Origin of the sequence: Xanthomonas sp. WHRI 7064, assembly GCF_040202355.2 — a bacterium.
GTDB lineage: Bacteria > Pseudomonadota > Gammaproteobacteria > Xanthomonadales > Xanthomonadaceae > Xanthomonas > Xanthomonas arboricola.
Genome location: NZ_CP167821.1, coordinates 3,886,449 through 3,907,006, shown reverse-complemented (window position 1 = coordinate 3,907,006; position 20,558 = coordinate 3,886,449). Strand labels below are relative to the sequence as shown.

Annotated in this window: 14 protein-coding genes; 11 read left to right on the top strand and 3 right to left on the bottom strand. The window is 66.9% G+C overall.

The features are described 5' to 3' along the window. Positions 1-59: 59 nt before the first annotated feature. Genes bcsA through ABQY74_RS16570 form a run of 4 tightly spaced genes read left to right on the top strand, consistent with a single transcriptional unit; the run spans position 60 to position 10,259 of the window. Entirely contained in the window at positions 60-2,204 is a 2,145-nt protein-coding gene (bcsA, locus tag ABQY74_RS16585; protein ID WP_349792365.1) for a UDP-forming cellulose synthase catalytic subunit, read from the top strand. A gap of 44 nt (positions 2,205-2,248) precedes the next feature. After that, positions 2,249-4,564, top strand: a complete 2,316-nt coding sequence (gene bcsB, locus ABQY74_RS16580; protein WP_102253429.1) for a cellulose biosynthesis cyclic di-GMP-binding regulatory protein BcsB — start codon at positions 2,249-2,251, stop codon at positions 4,562-4,564. After that, the gene (gene bcsZ / locus ABQY74_RS16575; RefSeq protein WP_039525480.1) at positions 4,561-5,742 is read left to right on the top strand and encodes a cellulose synthase complex periplasmic endoglucanase BcsZ; all 1,182 of its coding nucleotides are present in this window, start codon (positions 4,561-4,563) and stop codon (positions 5,740-5,742) included. The genes bcsB and bcsZ overlap by 4 nt, the downstream gene beginning before the upstream one ends. Then, positions 5,724-10,259 (top strand): cellulose biosynthesis protein BcsC, encoded by a 4,536-nt coding sequence (locus tag ABQY74_RS16570; RefSeq protein WP_126968303.1) that lies wholly within the window; start codon positions 5,724-5,726, stop codon positions 10,257-10,259. The genes bcsZ and ABQY74_RS16570 overlap by 19 nt, the downstream gene beginning before the upstream one ends. A 237-nt stretch (positions 10,260-10,496) precedes the next feature. Here the strand turns inward: ABQY74_RS16570 and ABQY74_RS16565 are convergent, their stop codons facing one another. Both ABQY74_RS16565 and ABQY74_RS16560 read right to left on the bottom strand, forming a co-directional pair. Beyond that, positions 10,497-12,155, bottom strand: a complete 1,659-nt coding sequence (locus ABQY74_RS16565; RefSeq protein WP_349792362.1) for a PA domain-containing protein — start codon at positions 12,153-12,155, stop codon at positions 10,497-10,499. After that, positions 12,148-12,561 (bottom strand): post-PEP-CTERM-1 domain-containing protein, encoded by a 414-nt coding sequence (locus ABQY74_RS16560; protein ID WP_039525487.1) that lies wholly within the window; start codon positions 12,559-12,561, stop codon positions 12,148-12,150. The genes ABQY74_RS16565 and ABQY74_RS16560 overlap by 8 nt, the downstream gene beginning before the upstream one ends. A 682-nt stretch (positions 12,562-13,243) precedes the next feature. On the opposite strand from ABQY74_RS16560, the gene arsC reads away from it, so the two are divergent. Together arsC and def are read left to right on the top strand one after the other, a co-directional pair. Further along, positions 13,244-13,666 carry an arsenate reductase (glutaredoxin) gene (gene arsC, locus ABQY74_RS16555; RefSeq protein WP_104600010.1) on the top strand — a complete coding sequence of 141 codons (423 nt, stop codon included), beginning with the start codon at positions 13,244-13,246 and terminating at the stop codon, positions 13,664-13,666. A gap of 190 nt (positions 13,667-13,856) precedes the next feature. Beyond that, positions 13,857-14,372 carry a peptide deformylase gene (def, locus tag ABQY74_RS16550; RefSeq protein ID WP_024940593.1) on the top strand — a complete coding sequence of 172 codons (516 nt, stop codon included), beginning with the start codon at positions 13,857-13,859 and terminating at the stop codon, positions 14,370-14,372. 60 nt (positions 14,373-14,432) lie between these two features. Here the strand turns inward: def and ettA are convergent, their stop codons facing one another. Then, positions 14,433-16,094 carry an energy-dependent translational throttle protein EttA gene (gene ettA, locus ABQY74_RS16545; RefSeq protein WP_039512462.1) on the bottom strand — a complete coding sequence of 554 codons (1,662 nt, stop codon included), beginning with the start codon at positions 16,092-16,094 and terminating at the stop codon, positions 14,433-14,435. A 226-nt stretch (positions 16,095-16,320) separates the two neighbouring features. On the opposite strand from ettA, the gene ABQY74_RS16540 reads away from it, so the two are divergent. From ABQY74_RS16540 to ribD, 5 genes are all read left to right on the top strand, one after another. After that, positions 16,321-16,827 carry an RcnB family protein gene (locus tag ABQY74_RS16540; RefSeq protein ID WP_039518985.1) on the top strand — a complete coding sequence of 169 codons (507 nt, stop codon included), beginning with the start codon at positions 16,321-16,323 and terminating at the stop codon, positions 16,825-16,827. A gap of 195 nt (positions 16,828-17,022) precedes the next feature. Beyond that, on the top strand, positions 17,023-18,276 hold the full coding sequence (gene glyA / locus ABQY74_RS16535) for a serine hydroxymethyltransferase (RefSeq protein WP_047127243.1): 1,254 nt from the start codon (positions 17,023-17,025) through the stop codon (positions 18,274-18,276). Positions 18,277-18,377: 101 nt separating this feature from the next. After that, positions 18,378-18,902 (top strand): transcriptional regulator NrdR, encoded by a 525-nt coding sequence (nrdR, locus tag ABQY74_RS16530; protein ID WP_006453216.1) that lies wholly within the window; start codon positions 18,378-18,380, stop codon positions 18,900-18,902. Then, entirely contained in the window at positions 18,899-19,384 is a 486-nt protein-coding gene (locus tag ABQY74_RS16525) for a GNAT family N-acetyltransferase (RefSeq protein ID WP_046344295.1), read from the top strand. The genes nrdR and ABQY74_RS16525 overlap by 4 nt, the downstream gene beginning before the upstream one ends. Then, positions 19,381-20,475, top strand: coding sequence for a bifunctional diaminohydroxyphosphoribosylaminopyrimidine deaminase/5-amino-6-(5-phosphoribosylamino)uracil reductase RibD (gene ribD / locus ABQY74_RS16520; protein WP_104644509.1), 1,095 nt, complete (start codon positions 19,381-19,383; stop codon positions 20,473-20,475). Before ABQY74_RS16525 ends, ribD begins: the two co-directional genes overlap by 4 nt. The last annotated feature ends 83 nt before the right edge of the window (positions 20,476-20,558 follow it).

The following is a 20,558-nucleotide window of genomic DNA, read 5'->3' as shown; positions in this document are numbered from 1 at the left end:
CTGCGCTCGCCTGTTTCGCCTTGCTTTGCCGCACGCCGCCACGCTTGAAGGATTATCTGATGACTGCTACCAGCCTCCGTTCCGGATCACCGCTGCCCACGCTGGCGACCTGGGCGCTATGGTTGCTGGGCGGCTTGCTGCTGGTGTTCGTGGTCGCCGTGCCGATGGGTGTCACCCAGCAACTGGTGTTCTCAGGGGTGCTGTTCGCCGTCGCGCTGGCGGTGCGCAAGCGCGGCGGGCGGGTGGTGATCCTGACAATGATGGGCATGTCGCTGGCGGTGTCGTGCCGCTACATCTGGTGGCGCACGACCCAGACCATGGGCGTGGGCAGCGCGGTGGATTTCATCCTGGGTCTGGGCCTGCTGGGCGCGGAGCTGTATGCGTTCGTGATCCTGGTGCTGGGCTATTTCCAGGTGCTGTGGCCGCTCGATCGCAAGCCGGTGCCGTTGCCGGCCGACCAGTCGCTGTGGCCGAGCGTGGACGTGTTCATTCCCACCTACAACGAGCCGTTGTCGGTGGTGCGCACCACCGTGCTGGCGGCCAGCGTGATCGATTGGCCGGCCGGCAAGATCACCATCCATCTGCTTGATGACGGCCGCCGCGACGCGTTCCGCGACTTCTGTGCCGAGGTCGGCATCAACTACGTCACCCGCACCAACAACGCGCACGCCAAGGCCGGCAACATCAATGCCGCGCTGAAGAAATGCAGCGGCGAGTACGTGGCGATCTTCGATTGCGACCACATTCCCACCCGCAGTTTCCTGCAGGTGGCGATGGGCTGGTTCCTGCGCGACACCAGGCTGGCCCTGGTGCAGATGCCGCACTATTTCTTCTCGCCCGACCCGTTCGAACGCAACCTGGGCACGCATGGCAAGGTGCCCAACGAAGGCGAGCTGTTTTACGGCCTGCTGCAGGATGGCAATGACCAGTGGAACGCCACGTTCTTCTGCGGCTCCTGCGCGGTGATCAAGCGCAGCGCGCTGGAAGAAGTCGGCGGGGTGGCGGTGGAAACCGTGACCGAAGATGCGCACACCGCGCTCAAATTGCAGCGCCGCGGTTATCGCACCGCCTATCTGGCGGTGCCGCAGGCTGCAGGCCTGGCCACCGAGAGCCTGTCCGGGCATGTGGCGCAACGCATCCGCTGGGCGCGCGGCATGGCGCAGATCGCGCGTATCGACAATCCGCTGCTGGGGCGCGGGCTCAGGCTCTCGCAGCGGCTGTGCTACCTCAACGCGATGCTGCACTTCTTCTACGGCTTGCCGCGCATCATCTATCTCACTGCGCCGCTGGCCTATCTGTTCTTCGGCGCGCACGTGATCCAGGCTTCGGCGTTGATGATCCTGGCCTATGCGTTGCCGCACCTCCTGCAGGCCAATCTGACCAACCTGCGGGTGCAGAGCCGCTTCCGCCATCTGCTGTGGAACGAGGTCTACGAGACCACGCTGGCCTGGTACATCTTCCGTCCCACCCTGGTCGCGCTGCTCAACCCCAAGCTGGGCAAGTTCAATGTCACGCCCAAGGGCGGGCTGGTGGCGCGCAGTTATTTCGACGCGCAGATCGCCAAGCCGTACCTGTTCCTGCTGTTGCTCAACCTGGCCGGTGTGGCTGCCGGCGTGCTGCGCCTGATCTATGTCGGCGGCAGCGGCGAGCAGCAGACGATCTGGTTCAACCTGGCCTGGACGCTCTACAACATGGTGCTGCTGGGCGCCACCATCGCCACCGCCAGCGAAACCCGCCAGGTGCGCAGCGCCCATCGCGTGCCGCTGGATGTCCCGGTCAATCTGTATCTGCCCGATGGCAGCGTGCTGCCCAGCCGCTCATTGAATTTTTCCACCGGCGGCATGGCGATCAGGCTCGCCCAGCCGCAGCCGATCGAGCCGGGTTTGCCGGTGCGGATCGGCCTGAGTCATCGCGGCGTGGAGCAGACCTTGCCGGCGGTGGTACGCCAGGACCGCGATGGCCAGGTCAGCGTGCAGTTCACCGCGATGTCGATGGAACAGGAGCGCTGGCTGGTGGCCTCGACCTTTGCGCGCGCCGACATCTGGCTATCGCAATGGGGCCAGCACGACCGCGATTCGTTCTGGCGTTCGATGGGCCAGGTGCTGGCTGCCAGCGCGCGCGGTTTCGGACGCCTGGGCGGGCATATCGCGCTCAGTGCGCGTCAGGGCTTCCGCCCGGCGCGCGCGCTGGATCTGGAGTCGTGAGCGTGATGCCTGCCGTTTCCCTTTTCCCTGCCAAGAAGCAACCGATGCGAATGTCCCCGGCCGTGTTGACCTGTGTGCTCACCCTGCTGACCGGCCTGGCGCAGGCGCAGCAGGCCGTGCCGGCAACGGCGACGACCAGGCCGACCGGGCCGGCCGGTACCGCCGCGAGCGCGCCGCCCGCACCGGCACCGATGCCGGCTGGCAGCACCCGCAGCTCCAGCCTGCGCGAGCTCGGCATCGACTACGAAATCACCCTGCGCGGCGTGCAGGGCAGTGCCGGCGTGCCCTTCAGCGTGCGCAGCGACGAGATCGTCACCGCCGCCACGCTCAACCTCAAATACAGCTATTCGCCCGCGCTGTTACCGGACCTGTCGCATCTGAAGGTCACCATCAATGGCGTCACCGTGGGCACCTTGCCGGCCGACAAGGCCAATGCCGGCAAGCTGCTCTCGGCCGATCTGCCGATCGACCCGCGCCTGGTCACCGATTACAACCAGCTCAACCTGCAGTTGATCGGCCATTACACGCGCGAGTGCGAAGACCCGGACCACAGCAGCCTGTGGGCGAATGTGGACGCGGCTACCAGCCTGTCGCTGACCACCACGCCGCTGGCGCTGGCCAATAACCTGGCGTTGTTGCCGGTGCCGTTCTTCGATGTGCGCGACACGCGCCGGCTGGAATTGCCGTTCTACTTTCCGCAGCGCCCGGACAACGCCACGCTGCAGGCGGCTGGCGTGGTGGCCTCGTGGTTCGGCACCCTGGCCGGTTACCGCGGCGCGGTGTTCCCGGCCTCGACCGAAGCGCTGCCGGCCACCGGCAACGCAGTGGTGTTCGCCACGCCCAGCACGCTGCCGGAGCAGTTCGCCACCGCCGACAGTGGCGTGGCCGATATCCGTGGCCCGACCGTGGCAGTGGTGGTCAACCCGACCGATCCCAATGGCAAGCTGCTGCTGGTGCTCGGCCGCAACAGCGAAGACCTGCAACGCGCCGCCACCGCGCTGGCCTTGCGCGCGCCGTTGACCGGGGCGGTCGCCCGCATCGGCGAGGTCAGCGCGCCGGCGCCGCGTCAGCCGTACGACGCGCCCAAGTGGGTGTCCAGCCAGCATCCGGTGCGCTTCGGCGATCTGGTGACCCAGCCCGGCCAGCTCAATGTCAGCGGCTATCACCCGGACCTGATCCGGGTCGGCCTGCAGCTGCCGCCGGACCTGTTCGTGTGGGAGCGCGACGGCATTCCGGTTGCGCTGAAATACCGCTACACGGTGCCGGACGTGGATAACAAGTCCGCGCTCAACGTCAGCATCAACGAGTCGTTCGTGACCACGCTGCCGCTGACCGGCCGCCCGTTCGCCGAGTCCACCCCGAGGCGCTGGTGGAACAGCCTGGGCGCACGCGGCAGCATGCCGGTGCATCAGGATCTGACATTGCCGGTGGGTGCGTTCTCGGCCAACAGCCAGTTGCGCTTTCACTTCTTCTTCGATCGCCCGCAGGGCGAGGAGTGCAAGAACACCTTTCCGGACGTGTCCGGCGCCATCGATGCCGATTCCAGCATCGACCTGAGCGGCTTCCACCACTACATGGCGATGCCGAACCTGGCCGCGTTCGCCAATGCCGGCTACCCGTTCACGCGCCTGGCCGATCTGTCCGAATCCACCATCGTGCTACCGGACAATCCGGGCGACCAGGACCTGGGCAATGTGCTGACCCTGCTCGGACGCTTCGGCGCCTCCACCGGGTATCCGGCGCTGCATGCGCAGATCATCGGTGCCGGCGCCGTGCAGCAACACGCCGACCGCGATCTGTTGCTGCTCGGCAGTGCGCAGTCGCAGCCGCTGTTCAAGCAATGGCGCGCACAGCTGCCGGTGGGCCAGGACGGGCAGGCGACCCGCTTTGTACTGACCGATTGGGTGTTCGAAAAACTGCCGCGCTTTCTGTCCTTCGATGCGCAACGCACCGACTTGCCGACCACCACCGAAATCGCGCTGCAACCGCAGCCTGACGATGTGCTGTTGATGGGCTTCGAATCGCCGTTGAAGTCCGGCCGCAGCGTGGTCGCGTTCCAGAGCGAAGACCCGGCCAACATGAGCCGGCTGTTCGACGCCTGGTTCGACCCGACCCTGCTCAAGGACTTCCAGGGCAGCGTGGTGTTGCTGCAGCAGAAAAAGGTCATCAGCCTGGTCGGCAACCAGACCTATTACGTGGGCCATCTGCCGCTCCCGACCTGGTTGCGCTGGTACTTCTCGCACCACCCGGTGTGGCTGGCGTTGACCGTAGTGCTGCTGGCGCTGTTGCTGGCGCTGGCCGCGCGCGTGCTGCTGCGCCGGCATGCCGCCGAGCGGCTCAACGAAGGCGGCAGCGCATGATCGCGCACGACAGCGCCGCGACGATGACGCGCCGCAGCCTGCTGCGCGCCGGTGCGCTGGCCGGCCTGGCCGCGCTGCTGCCCACGCGCGCAGCGGCGGCGGCCAGCCAATGCGGGCCGTGGCCGCTGTGGAATGCCTTCGTCGACAAGCACATCCAGCCCGACGGGCGGGTGGTGGATTTCCTCAATCCGGACCAGCGCTCGACCTCCGAAAGTCAGTCGTATGCGCTGTTCTTCGCCCTGGTCAACAACGACCAGGTGCTGTTCGAGAAGGTGCTGGGCTGGACCCGCCACAATCTGTGTGGCGGCCGTCCGGACCTGAATCTGCCGGCATGGTTGTGGGGGCGCGATGGCAGCGGCAGCTGGCGCGTGCTCGATGCCAATACCGCCAGCGATGGCGAGCTGTGGATTGCCTACGCGCTGCTGGAAGCCGGCCGGCTGTGGAGCCGGCCCGGTTACCTCAAGGCCGGCCAACAGATCCTGCAACTGATGCGCCAGCAGGAAGTGGCCACGCTGCCGGGCCTGGGCGCGATGTTGCTGCCCGGCCGCACCGGCTTTGCCGAGAAGCAGCGCTGGACGCTCAATCCCAGCTACCTGCCGATCCAGGTGCTGCGGCGCTGCGCCAACGCCGACCCCAAGGGGCCGTGGGCGGCGATCGCCAGCAACGCTGCACGCGTGTTGCGCGAGAGCGCGCCGGTGGGCTTTGCGCCGGACTGGACGGTGTGGGATGGCGAGCGCCTTGGCCCCGATCCGAAGCGCGGCAACGTCGGCAGCTACGACGCGATCCGCGTGTATCTGTGGGCTGGCATGCTCGATGCCGGCGAGCCGCTGCGCAGCGGCTTGCTGCGCGACCTGTCCGGCCCGGCCGACCTGCTCGCTGCACAGACCCCGTTTGCGGAAAAGATCGACACCGCGCGCGGCGTGGGCAGCGGTGCATTGCCGGTCGGGTTTTCTGCCGCGCTGTTGCCGTACCTGAGTGCGATGGGCCAGCCCGCGCTGCTCAAGGCGCAGGCGCAGCGCATTCCCGCCGCCGCGCAAGCCGCAGCCGCTGCGCTGCCGTACTTCGAACGCACGCTGGCCCTGTTCGGACAGGGCTGGCTTGAGAACCGTTACCGCTTTGCCGCAGACGGGCGCCTGCTGCCCGCCTGGAGAACGCCTGCATGCTCCGCAAAAAACTGACCCCGCTGTACCTCGTCGGCATGATCGACCTGTGCCTGCTCGCCTCGCCGGTGCAGGCGCAGACCAGCGCCACCCAGCAACTGGTCGGGCAGGGCAATTACTGGCACGACCAGGGCCGCGACGATCTGGCCGCCGACACCTGGCGCAAGCTGCTCGGCGTCGATCCGGATCAGCCCGACGCCTTGCTCGGCCTGGCGCAGATCGATCTGGCGCAGGGCCGTCAATCCGAAGCACGCAAGCGCCTGCAGCAACTCGACGCCGCGCACCCGCAATCGCCGCAGGCACAGCGCCTGCGCGTGGCGATCGGCGCCCGTGGCAGCAGCGCTGCCGGCGAAGATCCGAACCTGCGCAACGCACGCCGCGCCGCCGCAGCCGGGCGCTATGTGGAAGCCGCGCGCAATTACGAAGCGCTGTTCGCCGGCAAGCCGCCGCCGCCGGCGTTGGCGCTGGAGTACTACCAGTCGCTGGCCGGTACTCCCACCGGCTGGGAGCGTGCGCGCGACGGCCTGCAACGCCTGCAATCCAGCGAACCGGGCAACCCGTCCGTGCAGCTGGCGCTGGCGCAGGTGCTGAGTTACCGAGAACCCACCCGCCGCGACGGCATCGCGCAGCTGCGCACGCTGGCGCAACGCGCCGATGTCGGCGGGCCGGCGCGTACCAGCTGGCGCCAGGCGCTGCTGTGGCTCAACGCCGGCATGGCCGATGCGCCGCTGTACCAGGCATTCCTGGCCGGCACCCCGGCCGATGCGGAAGTCACCGCCAAACTCGGCCAGCTGCGCGAACAACGCAGCGCGGCCGCCGCCGCGCCGGCCGACCCCAATGGCGTGCTGCTGGGCGAAGGCTTCCGTGCGCTGGCCGCCAACAATCTGGGAGCTGCCGAACAACGCTTCACGCAGGTGTTGCGCGCACGTGCACGGGATCCGGAAGCGCTCGGCGGCCTGGGCTCGGTGCGCCTGCGTCAGCAACGCTTTGCCGAAGCGCAGGAACTGCTGCGCCCGGCGGCGGCGAATAACGGCAAATGGAAAGGTGCGCTGGATAGCGCGCGCTACTGGCTGCAGCTGCAGCAGGCCGAGGCCGCACGCACACGTGGCGATCTGGCCCAGGCGCGCCAGCTGGTGGAGCAGGCGGTGCAGCTGCTGCCCAACGAACCGGCCGCGCAGGTGGCGCTGGGCGGCCTGCAGGCCGCCAGCGACCCGGCCGCCGCCGAGGCCAGCTACCGCAAGGCGCTGTCGCACGACGCCGACAATGCCGGCGCGCTGCAGGGCCTGGTCGGTTTGTACAGCCGCCAGGGCCGCATGCAGGAAGCCAGCGACTTGTTCAATCGCCTGCCTGCCGCAGAACGTGCCAAAGCCGGCGGGCAAGCCTTGCTGCGTTCCAACGTGCAGCGCGCGCGCGCCCGCCAGGCGCTGGAAGCCGGCGATGCGGTCAGCGCGCAGACTGAGCTGGAAGCGGCGATGGTCGAGCGCCCGGGCGATGCCTGGATCCGTCTGGATCTGGCCCGCCTGTACCAACAGACCGGCCGCCCCGATCAGGCCCGCAGCGTGATGGATGGCCTGCTCGCCGTGCATGGCGACCAACCCGAAGCGCTGCATGCCAACGCTTTGCTGGCGCAGGAAAGCGGCGACTGGCAGGGCGCCTACGACAGCCTGGAGCGCATTCCGGTCGCATCGCGCACGCCGGAAATGACCCAGCTGCGCACCACCGCCTGGATCGAACTGCAGGCGCGTCAGGCACGGTTGCTGGTGGAGCAGGGCCGGCCGGGCGACGCGCAGCAGTTGCTGGCGCGCACCGAAACCGCGCTGGGCAATCAGCTCGACGACCCGCAGTTGCTGGCCGCACTGGCCGGCGCGCATGCCGATGCCGGCAACGCCCCGCGCGCGCTGACCCTGGCCCAGCGCCTGGTCACCGGCGCCACGGTGCGCAGCGAAGATCGCCTGCAATATGCCGGCGTGCTGCTGCGCGCGCACCAGGACGCCGAACTGTCGGCGGTGCTGCGCCAGTTGCAGGCCACCACCCTGACCCCGGAACAGCTGCGTCGTTATCAACGCCTGCGCAGCGCCTACACGCTGCGCCAGGTGGATGCGCTGCGCGAACTCGGCAACCTGGAAGGCGCCTACGACGCGCTGTCGCCGATCCTGGCCCAGCAGCCGGACAGCCGCGATGCGCAGGCCGCGCTCGCACGGCTGTATGCCGCCTCCGGCGACCAGCGTCAGGCGCTGGCGATCTACCAGCAGATCCTGCAGCGTCATCCCGACGACCTGGACACGCTCACTGCCGCCGCCAACAGCGCGGCCGCGCAGTCGGACCTGCGCAATGCCGAGCATTACCTGCAACGCGCGCTGGCGCAGGCACCGGAGTCGCCGGAGGTGCTGGCCGCGGCCGGCCGCGTGTATCGCAGCGCCGGCAAGAACCGCAAGGCCGAGCAGTATTTCCGTGCCTCGCTGGCCGCGCAGCAGCGCCAGGCCGGGCAACTGGACAATGGCCTGCCGTCCGCGCGCGGTCCGTCCGCGGTCGCGTCCTCCAGCCGCCCGCTCAATCCGTTCTCCGGCATGACCGGCGGCATGCCACGCTCGCCGGCGGTGTTGTCCGAGCGCATGGATGCCGGTAGCGCCTATGGCGACGTGGCGGTTGCACCGGTGGCGGCGTCGCCGGGCTCTGCACGGTTCGCCACTGCCGCGCCGGTCGGTGGGTCTGCCGACAACGGCGGCGATACGTTGCCGCCGCCGGTCAGCTCCGGCGCTGCGCCCGCTATGCTGCCGGTCTCCAGCGGCCGCATGCGCGGGTCGTCGCGCGGCGACGGGCTGCTTGCCGCGCGCGCGGTTGCGCCGATCGCCGCAGACGCTGGTCCACGTCTGACCAAGCCCGCCGCACAGGCGTTGCCGCCGCTCGGCAGCGGCAACGGCGTGCTCGACGAACTGCGTGCGGTGCAGTCGGAAAACAGCGACAACCTCGCCGGCGGCGCGTTGTACCGCTCGCGCGATGGCGAAGACGGTCTGGGGCGCCTGGACGATATCGAAATGCCGGTCCAGGCCGAATTCGCGGTCGGCGACGGCAAGCTCGGTGTCACCCTGACCCCGACCATCGTCGATGCCGGCACGCTGACTACCGATTACGTCACCGCCAGCCGCTTCGGCAGCGGCCCGCAGACCGCCCTCAACGATGCGCTGGCGGCCGATCGCGGCCCGATCGATACGCTGGTCAGCTCGTCGATGTACCAGTTGCTCGCCACCGAAGGCGACACCGCCGCCACGCGCGAACGTCTGCGTCGCTACGCCTTGAACACCGGCCTGTTCAACGAGCTGCTGGTCGAGAACAACAACAGCAATGCCGCCGCCGTGGCGGCGCTGGCCAACGAACCGTTGCCGGCCTACCTGCTCGGCATCAACGCCTCCAACACGCCGATCGCCCAACTGGCGCGCGACATCCTCGGCAACGCCGCGCTCAGCGAACAGCTGGCTGTCGGCGATGCGGCCGCGTTGCGTGCGCTGGCCGGCAGCACGGCCGCCGCACAACAGACCCCAACCGGGCTGGCCGCCACGCTCAACACCATGGCCGCCACCGGCAATGGCACGCGCCGGCTCAGCCAGGACGACACCGGGGTGGGCGTCGGTGTGCGCTATCGCAATGGCGGGTTCAGTGCCGACATCGGCAGCACCCCGATCGGCTTCCAGGAACAGAACGTCATCGGCGGCGTCGGCTATCGCGGCGAGCTTGGCGATGCGGTGAGCTGGTCGGCCGAAGCCTCGCGGCGCGCGGTGACCGACAGCGTACTGTCGTTTGCCGGCGCGCAGGACGCACGCAGCGGCCGCGAATGGGGCGGGGTGACCAGCAATGGCGTGTCGTTGTCGGCCACTGCCGACAATGGGCTGCTGGGCGGTTATGCCAATCTTGCCGCGCACCTTTTGCTCGGCAACAACGTCGCCGACAACGACCATCGCCAGGTCGATCTTGGCTTTTACGTGCACGCACTGGAGACCCAGCACCAGTCGCTGACGGCCGGCGTCAATCTCACCGCCATGCAGTACGACAGGAACCTCAGCGGCTTCACCTATGGGCACGGCGGTTACTTCAGCCCGCAGGACTATGTGGACCTGGGTTTCCCGGTGCACTGGAGCGGCCGCAGCGCCGGTCAGACGGTCAACTGGAAGGTCGATGCCAGCATCGGCGTGCAGCACTTCAGCACCGACGCCTCGCCGTATTTCCCGACCGATCCGACTTTGCAGCAGGCCGCCTACGATGCCGCCTCGCTGGCGGCCTTGCTCGGGCTGGTCAACCGCTACACCGACCCGGTGTATGCGGGCGAAAGCCGCACCGGGGTGTCCTACAACCTCAGTGGTGCGGCCGAATGGCAGGTGGCGCCGCAGTTGTTCCTGGGGGGGCGCATGACCTTCAACAATGCGCGCGACTACAACCAGTTCAGCAGCAATCTCTATCTGCGGTTCGTGATGGATCGGCTGGGTGCGGCACTGGGTCGCGCGCCACAGGTGCTGACCTCGCCATACGCTGCCGATCGTTGAGGACAAGGCAGACCGACCGCGCGGCCATCTGGCCGTGGCGGTTGGTCTGCGCTGTGATGGGTGTCTCTGGCCGGCGTTCTGCTGCGCGCTGTACACGCTTGCTGACGAGCGCGCGCCCTCGGTGGGGCGTGGACATCGCCGCGTGTGGCGCAGCTTGGACAGTGTGAGCACGGACAAACGAACGGCGCCTCCCGGCGCCGTTCGCATTGCATCGATTACCGCAGACTGCGCTTGTTGTTACGGGCGCACCTTGGTGGCACAGACAAACACCGCTGCCTGTTGAATGCGGCTGATCGCACCCTGGTTCTGCAACTCGCGTGCGTGCTCGTCCATGCAGGTCAGGTACCCCAGACGGTTGCCGGCATTCTGCGCCTTGCACAGGCTGTTTTCGGCCGAGATGTTCGCGCCGGGAATCAGCCCGCCGGTTTCCAGCGTCGGCACCAGCGTATTGCAGTTGCCCAGCTTGGCCAGCCCGCGATTGAGCGTCCAACCGATATCGGCAAACAGCGCCGGGGTCAGGTCGATGTTCAGATGCGCCTGCACTTCCGGCGTATCGAACGGTTCCATCAACGCGTTCGGCTGCAGGTCGGTATCGAAGTGCGAGAACGTCGACCCGCCGGCCACCACGCTGGGTGAATACAGCCGCGTGCGGCCCGCAGTATCGGTGCCCTGCAACAGCTCGGGGTCTTCGTACAACGCCGCGACCACTCCGGCGCTGCCCTTCAGTCGCGCGCCATCGGCCTGCGACACCATGATCGCCGGGATGGTGATGTCGGTGATCGGCGGGGCGGCATTGCCCATCGTCTGCACGCCGGCCGCGTTATTGGCCACGATCACGCCCACCGCACCGTTGAGCTGTGCGTTCTTGACCTTGATCGCGAACGCGCAGGTGCCACGGTCGATCAGCGCCACCTTGCCGGCCACCTCGGCCTCATTGACGAACGGCGTTTCGCAGCCATCGCTGGCCGATGCCGCGGCCACTCCGTCGTTGACCGTCACCACTGCGCGCGCCGGGAAATTGGCCGCCGTGGCCAGCGGCCCGAAGCTGGCAAAGCCCACCTCGAACTTGCCCGCCGCGCTGGCCGGTGCGCTCACCTGCAACAGGGTGCGCGGATCCAGGATCAGCGCCGCCTCGCGGTTGACGCGCGTTCCGGCCCACACCGTACGCCCCGGCGTGCGCATCGCTTCGGCACGCAGCGCGTTGGTCATGGCCGGATCGTCGAAGCGCTTGTTCTGCACGTTGTCGAAGGCCTGCGCGGTGTAGACGTCGGTCAGGCCGCTGCCCGAGCCGAGCACACCGGTGGTCTTGTTGAGAAAGCCCGCCGCACCCAGGCCGTGGCCGATCTCATGCATCACCACGTTGAGGAAGTTGATCTGGCCTTCGGGCGTCTTGCCGTCCAGGCCCAGGTACCAGCCCGAGCCGGCCAGGCAGTCGGGCTTGCCCAGATCGCCGTTGAATTGCGAGAACACGTCGGCCGGATCGCTGGGATCGGGGACCAGATCCTGCCCGGCGATCGCATCGCCCAGCGCGGACGGATACAGCGTATTGGGCTTGGAACCGGGGAAGTCGTTGACGATCCAGTTCGGGCCTGCCTGGCCCAGTGTGCCGCCGGTGGCGGTACAGGTCAGCCGCGCGAACGAGGCATACACCTTGATCTCGACATTGCTCTGCAGCACCGCGCCCCACAGGTCCATCGCGTACTGGTAGGCGATGCGACGCTGCTCGCCGACCGAGCGCCCCGGGTTGCCGCCCAAGGGCGCAGCGCTGGTGGGATCGTTCAAGCCGACGCTGGTGCCGGCATCGCCATTTATCAGCGTGACGTTGGCGGCGCTTGCATGCAGCGGCGCGATGGCCGCAGCCACCGCCAGGGACAACAGCAACAAGGGCTTATTCATGCGGCAGCGCTCCGTGCTCGGCGTGGGCGGGTTGGGTGTCGGCGTCTTCGCTGTGCTCGATGACGATGCGGCCATCGGCCTGACGGGTCGCCACCAGCGAGCTCATCTGCGTGGCCGGCAACTTGCGCGCCACGGTGCCGTTGGGCAGGCGTCGCTCGGTCGCGCGTGCGGCAGATTCGGTCTGCGGAACCGCAGTGCGGGCAGCGCTGCTGCGGGCAGCCGACGCAGCCTGCTGATCCAGCGCCGCGCTCTCGGCGTCGGTCAGCGGGCGCAGCTTGCCGGTGACGGGATCGATACCCACCTTGGAACTGCTGGTTGCAGCCTCTTGCGCCACGGCCAAGGCCGGCAGGCAGACGACACACAACACACCGGACAGCATCCATCCGGGCTTACGAAAGCTCATCATCGTTGGGGTTTCCTTGAGTCCAACAGGGAAAAGGGACGCCGTGCAGACACCGGCATCGGGGGAATCCTTCCGTTTCAGTCTGTTCATGACTGAATCATGAATCCGTGATGTGTGTCAATCTTTTGACATATAGGCCACTGAATGCGAAGCGAGAGCCTGAAACGGTTATCGCCGCACTTGCGTTGGGGAAATTTCTGGGCGGTGCAGCGGCAGCTGGCACCCAAATCGGCCAGATTTTTGACGCGAACCAACTGGGCCGGAAGCCTCCCTTCCTCCCTGCGGGAGAAGGTGCTCCAGCCAAGATCTGGACGACTTATTCCCTTCTCCGCTTGGGAGAAGGTGCCCCGAAGGGCGGATGAGGGGTCGTGCGAAGCCAGGTGGAGGTTGAGAGCAGGGTGCGAGTACGCCTGAGCTTCGCCCCGTACCCTCACCCCAACCCCTCTCCCGAGGGATAGGGGCTGTATTCCGACCCGGCCAGTGGCCCGGCCTACGCAGGCAGTGCGGTCGTACCAATGCGCGCAAGCCATGCGTTGGTGGCCTGCTGGGAGATGCTTATGCCCGGCATCGGCATCGGCATCGGCATCAGCGCTTTCTTCGCGTACCTTGCGCTTGTCCCGCACGCAGCGCGTGTCATACGACCGCAGCGCGTTACAGTCTTGACCACTCCGCGCACCAGGTCCCCATGCACGCCGTCATCTATCACAACCCCAATTGCGGGACTTCCCGCAATACGCTCGCCCTGATCCGTCATACCGGCATCGAACCGCAGATCGTCGATTACCTGCAGCACCCGCCCACCCGCGAAACGCTGCAGTCCCTGATCGCCGCCGCCGGCATCCCGGTTCGCGAGGCCATGCGTCAGAAAGGCACCCCGTATCTGGAACTGGGACTCGACGATTCCATGCTGGACGACGCAGCGCTGCTGAGCGCAATGCTCACGCATCCGATCCTGATCAACCGCCCCTTCGTGCAAACCGCGTTGGGGACGCGCTTGTGCCGCCCCTCCGAACGCGTGCTCGACCTGCTGCCGCCCGCGACGAGCGGCTTCGTCAAGGAAGATGGCGAACGCGTGCTGGACGATGCCGGGCAACGCGTAACGGGCTGATAGACAGATACGCGAAACATGAGGTCGCTCCACATCAAGCGCAGCCAACTCAGATCAAGATGCGAAACGCCAAGCAGCGCCACTGACGCCCCAGCTACCAATCCCTAATCCCGATTCCCGATTCCCCAACCTCACCCCCACCTACCGCACAGGTCTTAAAATCGCCGCAACGTTTCCAGGGAGCAGCTAGATGATTCGCGAGATTATCCGCATGGGCGACAAGCGCCTGCTGCGTGTGGCGCCGCCGGTGACCAACCTGGGCAGTGCCGAGCTGCGCGCGCTGGTGGCCGACATGTTCGAGACCATGGACGATGCGCGCGGCGTGGGCCTGGCCGCACCGCAGATCGCGGTGGACCTGCAGCTGATGGTGTTCGGCTTCGAAGCCAGTGAACGCTATCCCGACGCACCGGCGGTGCCGCGCACCGCGTTGGCGAATGCGCAGATCGAACCGCTGTCGGAGGAGATGGAAAACGGCTGGGAAGGGTGTCTGTCGATTCCCGGCCTGCGTGCCGTCATCCCGCGCTATCGCCACATTCGCTACCGCGGCTTTGCGCCGGACGGCAGCCCGATCGAGCGCGAGGCCGAAGGTTTCCACGCACGCGTGGTGCAGCACGAGTACGACCATCTGGTCGGCCGCCTGTATCCCTCGCGGATCGAGAACTTCGACACCTTCGGCTTCGAAGACGTGCTGTCCTACGACCTGTAGGCCATCGGTCGCAGCTGCACCCGGATGTGACAAGGGCGCCTTGCGGCGCCCTTGTCGTGCTTACTTGAGCGCCTTGAAGCGCAAACGCTTGGGACCTGCGTCATCGCCCATGCGGCGGCGCTTGTCTTCTTCGTACTCGCGGTAGTTGCCCTGGAAGAACTCCACGTGCGAGTCGCCTTCGAACGCCAGGATATGCGTGGCGATGCGGTCCAGGAACCAGCGGTCATGCGAGATCACGAAGGTGTTGCCCGGGAATTCCAGCAGCGCATCTTCCAGCGCACGCAGGGTCTCGATGTCCAGGTCGTTGGAAGGTTCGTCGAGCAGCAGCACGTTGCCGCCCTGCAGCAGGGTCTTGGCCATGTGTAGACGACCGCGCTCACCACCGGACAGCGAGCCGACCATCTTCTGCTGGTCCTGGCCCTTGAAATTGAAGCGGCCGATGTAGGCGCGCGACTGGATCTCCACGCCGTTGATGTTGAGGATGTCCAGGCCGCCTGCGATTTCCTGGAACACGTTGTGGTTGCCTTCCAGCTTGTCGCGGCTCTGGTCCACATACGACAGCTGCACGGTCGGGCCGACCACGATCTCGCCGGAATCGGGCTTCTCCGCGCCGGTGATCATCTTGAACAGGGTCGACTTACCGGCACCGTTGGGGCCGATGATGCCGACGATGGCGCCGGGCGGCACGATCATCGACAGGTTGTCGATCAGCAGACGGTCGCCGAACTTCTTGGAGACGTTCTTGAATTCCATCACCGCATTGCCCAGGCGCTCGCCCGGCGGGATGAAGATTTCATTGGTCTCGTTGCGGCGCTGGTAGTCCACCGACTGCAGTTCTTCCAGGCGGGCCAGACGCGCCTTGCCCTTGGTACGGCCGCCCTTGGCATTCTGGCGCGACCATTCCAGTTCCTTCTGGATCGCCTTCTGGCGTGACTTTTCCTGGTTGTCTTCCTGCTTGAGGCGCTCGTCCTTCTGGGTCAGCCAGTCGGTGTAGTTGCCCTTCCACGGAATGCCGCGGCCGCGATCCAGTTCCAGGATCCACTCGGCGGCGTTGTCGAGGAAGTAGCGATCGTGCGTCACCGCCACCACGGTGCCGGTGTAGCGCGCCAGGAACTGCTCCAGCCATTCCACCGATTCGGCGTCCAGGTGGTTGGTCGGTTCGTCGAGCAGCAACATGTCCGGCTTCTGCAGCAGCAGCCGGCACAACGCCACGCGGCGCTTTTCACCACCGGACAGCTTGCCGACCACCGCCTCCCACGGCGGCAGGCGCAGCGCATCGGCGGCCACGTCCAGCTGGTTTTCCAGGGTGTGCGCGTCGCCGGCGGCCAGGATCGCTTCCAGGCGTTCCTGTTCCTTGGCCAGGGCGTCAAAATCGGCGCCTTCCTCGGCATAGGCCAGGTACACCGCATCCAGCGCGGCCTGGGCCTGCAGCACGTCGCCCACGCCTTCCTCGACCGCTTCGCGCACGGTGTGCTCGGGGTTGAGCTGTGGTTCCTGCGCCAGGTAGCCGACCTTGATGCCGGCCTGCGGACGGGCTTCGCCCTCGAAATCGGTATCCACGCCGGCCATGATCTTCAGCACCGTGGACTTGCCGGCGCCGTTCAGGCCCAGCAGGCCGATCTTGGCGCCCGGGAAAAAGCTCAGCGAGATGTCCTTGATGATCTGCCGCTTGGGCGGGACCACCTTGCTGACGCGGTTCATGGTGTAGATGTATTGCGACATGGGTGCTCCGTGGACGCAGGCAGCCCACCGGCCGGGGCCGGAGGCAGCGGAAAAGGGATTGCGCCGATTATACGGGCAAGCGGCCTGGCTCGCGGCGGCGCGGCGGCAGCTAAACGGCAGCCTACCGTCCACCTGAATGGGCGTTTTCGTAATCGATTCCAGCAAGAATGCGTTAAGGCGGCCAGCGTCTTAATGAAATTGCGACATCGCAGACAGGAGCAATCCCATGAACCGCAAACGCATCGTGACTGTTGTGCTTTCCTCCATCCTGGCGCTGGGCTCCGTGGCCCCGGCAGCGTTTGCCGACGACTGGGGCCGCGGCCACGACCGTCGTGGCCATGACCGTGACGATCACCGCGACCGCGATTACCGTGGCAATTGGCGCAACGACCGCCGCGACTGGCATGACGAGCGCCGGGCCGACCGCCGCGATGACCGCCGTTACTACAGCAACGGCTACCGCGAGGGCTATCGCGATGCCCGCTATCAAGACCGTCGCTACGACCGCAACCGGGTCTATGTCTACGATCGCCCCAGCTACTACCGCGCCGGCCCGCCGCCGTGGGCCCGCGGCCAGCGTTTCCACGGCCCGGTCTACGTGATCAACGACTACGACCGCTACAACCTGCGCCGCCCGCCGTATGGCTACCGGTGGCAGCGCGACAACACCGGCAATCTGCTGCTGGTGGCCATCGCCACCGGTGTGATCGCCGACCTGGTGCTCAACAACTAGGCATCGGCATTGGCTCGACCCGATCGGGCCGGCGGGCAGGGCATCCGCAAAGGCGCACTCCGGTGCGCCTTTGTCGTTCAGGGGCGGAACCCGCCATGGCGCGCCTGGCCTGCGCCAGCGTCGCAATTGGTCACCTGTCCGCGCGGGGGCTTACAATCTGCGCCCCTACTGGCAACAGCTGCCCCGGAGCTCTGCATGTTCTCGCGCGACGTCCGACTGGAAACCTACGACCCCGAACTGGCCAAGGCCATCGCTGCTGAAGCCGGCCGCCAGGAGGATCACGTCGAGCTGATCGCCAGCGAAAACTACTGCAGCCCGCTGGTGATGGAGGCCCAGGGCAGCCAGCTGACCAACAAGTACGCCGAAGGCTACCCGGGCAAGCGCTACTACGGTGGTTGCGAGTTCGTCGACATTGCCGAGCAGCTGGCGATCGAGCGCATCAAGCAGGTGTTCGGCGCCGATTATGCGAACGTGCAGCCGCATAGCGGCTCGCAGGCCAATCAGGCGGTGTATCTGGCGCTGCTGCAGCCCGGCGACACCATCCTGGGCATGAGCCTGGCCCATGGCGGTCACCTCACCCACGGCGCCAAGGTCAACGTCTCCGGCAAGCTGTTCAATGCCGTGCAGTACGGCGTCAACGAGCAGGGCCTGATTGACTATGACGAGGTCCAGCGACTGGCCACCGAGCACAAGCCGAAGATGGTTGTGGCCGGCTTTTCGGCGTATTCGCAGAAGATCGACTGGGCGCGTTTCCGCGCCATCGCCGACAGCGTCGATGCGTATCTGTTCGTGGACATGGCGCATGTGGCCGGCCTGGTCGCCGCCGGTGTGTATCCGAGCCCGCTGGAGCATGCGCACGTGGTCACTTCGACCACGCACAAGACCCTGCGCGGCCCGCGTGGCGGCATCATCGTGGCCAAGGGCGCGAGCGAAGAGCTGCAGAAGAAGCTGCAGTCGATCGTGTTCCCCGGCATCCAGGGCGGCCCGCTGATGCACGTGATCGCGGCCAAGGCGGTGGCGTTCAAGGAAGCGCTGGAGCCGGAATTCAAGACCTACCAGCAGCAGGTGGTCAAGAACGCGCAGGCGATGGCCAACACGCTGATCGCGCGCGGCTACAAGATCGTGTCCGGCGGCACCGAAAATCACCTGATGCTGGTGGACATGATCGGCCGCGACGTCTCCGGCAAGGATGCAGAGGCCGCACTCGGCAAGGCGCACATCACCGTCAACAAGAACTCGGTGCCCAACGACCCGCGCTCGCCGTTCGTCACCTCCGGCCTGCGCCTGGGCACCCCGGCAATCACCACCCGTGGTTACCTGGAGCAGGACAGCATCGACCTGGCCAACTGGATCGCCGACGTGCTCGACGCCCCCAGCGACGAAGCGGTGCTGGCCAAGGTCCGCGACGCGGTTACCGCGCAGTGCAAGAAGTATCCGGTGTATGGCTGATACGGGAATGGGGAATAGGGAGACGAGAATGGTAAAAGCAACGCTGCGATAGCCGTGCTGTTCCGATTCCCTATTCCCCTCTCCCTATTCCCGGACGCCTGATGCACTGCCCCTTCTGCCAGCACAACGACACCCGCGTGATCGATTCGCGGGTGTCCGAAGACGGGACGACGATTCGTCGGCGTCGCGAGTGCGAGGCGTGTGGCGAGCGTTTCAGCACCCTGGAAACGATCGAGCTCAAGCTGCCGACCGTGGTCAAGAGCGATGGCGGGCGCGAGGCGTTCGATGCGCGCAAGCTGCGCACCAGTTTCGACCGCGCGCTGCAAAAGCGCCCGGTGTCCGAAGAACAGATCGAAGCGGCAGTGCGCGCGGTGGTGCATCAGTTGCGCATGTCCGGCGAGCGCGAGGTGGGCTCGCTGCGGGTGGGCGAATACGTCATGGTCGAGCTGCGCAAGCTCGATCATGTGGGCTATGTGCGCTTCGCCTCGGTGTACCGCAGCTTTCAGGACGTGGCCGATTTCCGCGAGGAAATCGAAAAGCTTGAGCGCGAGCTCCCGGTCGGCATCGAGCAGTTGCCGTTGCTGGAAGCGGCCCTGGAGCGCGCCGGCAAGCCTGGCAAGCGGTGAGCGCGATGCGCATTGCGTGCGTGGCCGACACGCCGCAGCTGCTGCCCGCCATCGCGCAGGCGCATCTGCAGGCCTTCGGCAGTTTATTGCCGGACTGGAATTTCGATCAGGCCTTGAGCGAGTTGCGCAGCCACACCCGCGACGGGGTGATCCCGACCACGTGGGTGGCGCTCGATCAGGCGCAGTGGCTCGGGTCGGTCAGCCTGCTGGAAAACGACGATTCGCGCATTCGGCAATGGTCGCCATGGCTGGCGTCGCTGTACGTGCAGCCGCAGGCGCGCGGGCAGGGTATTGGCGAGGCGCTGGTGACGCACTGCGTGCAGGCCGCCGCGCGCATGGGCGTGCCGGCGTTGTACCTGTATTGCCAACCAGTGCTGGTACCGTTTTATCAGCGGCTGGGCTGGCAGACGCATGCAGAATTACTGCTGGGGCCGATGCAGATTGTGGTGATGTGTATCGAACCGCAAGCGGCAACGCAATGAGCGCAACGGCCGACGACCATCGCTGGATGGCGCAGGCATTGCGCCTGGCCGAGCGTGGCGCCTACACCACCCGCCCCAATCCGATGGTTGGCTGCGTGATCGTGCGCGATGGCGTGTGCGTGGGCGAGGGCTTTCATCAACGTGCCGGCGGCCCGCATGCGGAAGTGTTCGCACTGCGCGCGGCCGGCGCACTGGCGCGTGGCGCCACCGCCTACGTCACACTGGAGCCGTGTGCGCACTACGGACGCACGCCGCCCTGTGCGCTGGCCTTGATCGATGCCGGCGTTGCGCGTGTGGTTGCGGCGATGGCCGACCCGTTTCCGCAGGTCAACGGCGGTGGGTTTGCGCTGCTGCGCGAGGCCGGAATCGAAGTGCTCAGCGGTGTTCTGCAGGCACAGGCGCGCGCGCTCAACCAGGGATTTCTGTCGCGGGTGGAGCGTGGGCGGCCGTGGTTGCGGGTCAAGCTCGGCGCCAGCCTGGATGGACGTACGGCGCTGGCCAGCGGTGAATCCAAGTGGATCACCGGAAGTGACGCGCGCGCAGACGTGCAGCGCTGGCGCGCGCGTGCGGGCGCGATCCTCACTGGTGCAGGCACGGTGCTGGCCGACGACCCCTCCATGACGGTGCGGCTGGGCGATGACACGCCGGTCGTGCCGCCGCTACGCGTGGTGCTCGATGCCGGGCTACGGACGTTGGCGTGCAGGAACCTGCGTCAGGGCGATGCGCCCACGCTGTATCTGCATGGCGAGAATGTGGCCGCGCCGTCGCTGGACAATGCGCAGTTCCTTGCGATGCCGTTGCATGCCGGCCGCTTCGATCTGGCTGCGGTGGTGGCCCTGCTTGGCGAGCGCGGCATCAACGAGGTGCATGTGGAAGCCGGCGCAACGCTGGGCGGTGCGCTGCTGCAGGCCGGGCTGGTCGACGAACTGCTGGTCTACATGGCGCCGGTACTGCTGGGCGATACCGCCAGGCCGCTGCTGGCCGGGCTGGGCATCGAGACGATGGCGCAGCGCGCTGCGTTGCAGCTGCTGGATGTGCGCCAGCTGGGTCAGGATCTGCGTCTGCGCTATGCGCCGGTTGTTGCCGGGTGAGCGCTGCATGGGCTGCGCGATACCGCGCAGCTGTGCTGTTGTGCGCATGAAAAAGGCCCCGCATGCGGGGCCTTGGTGTATCT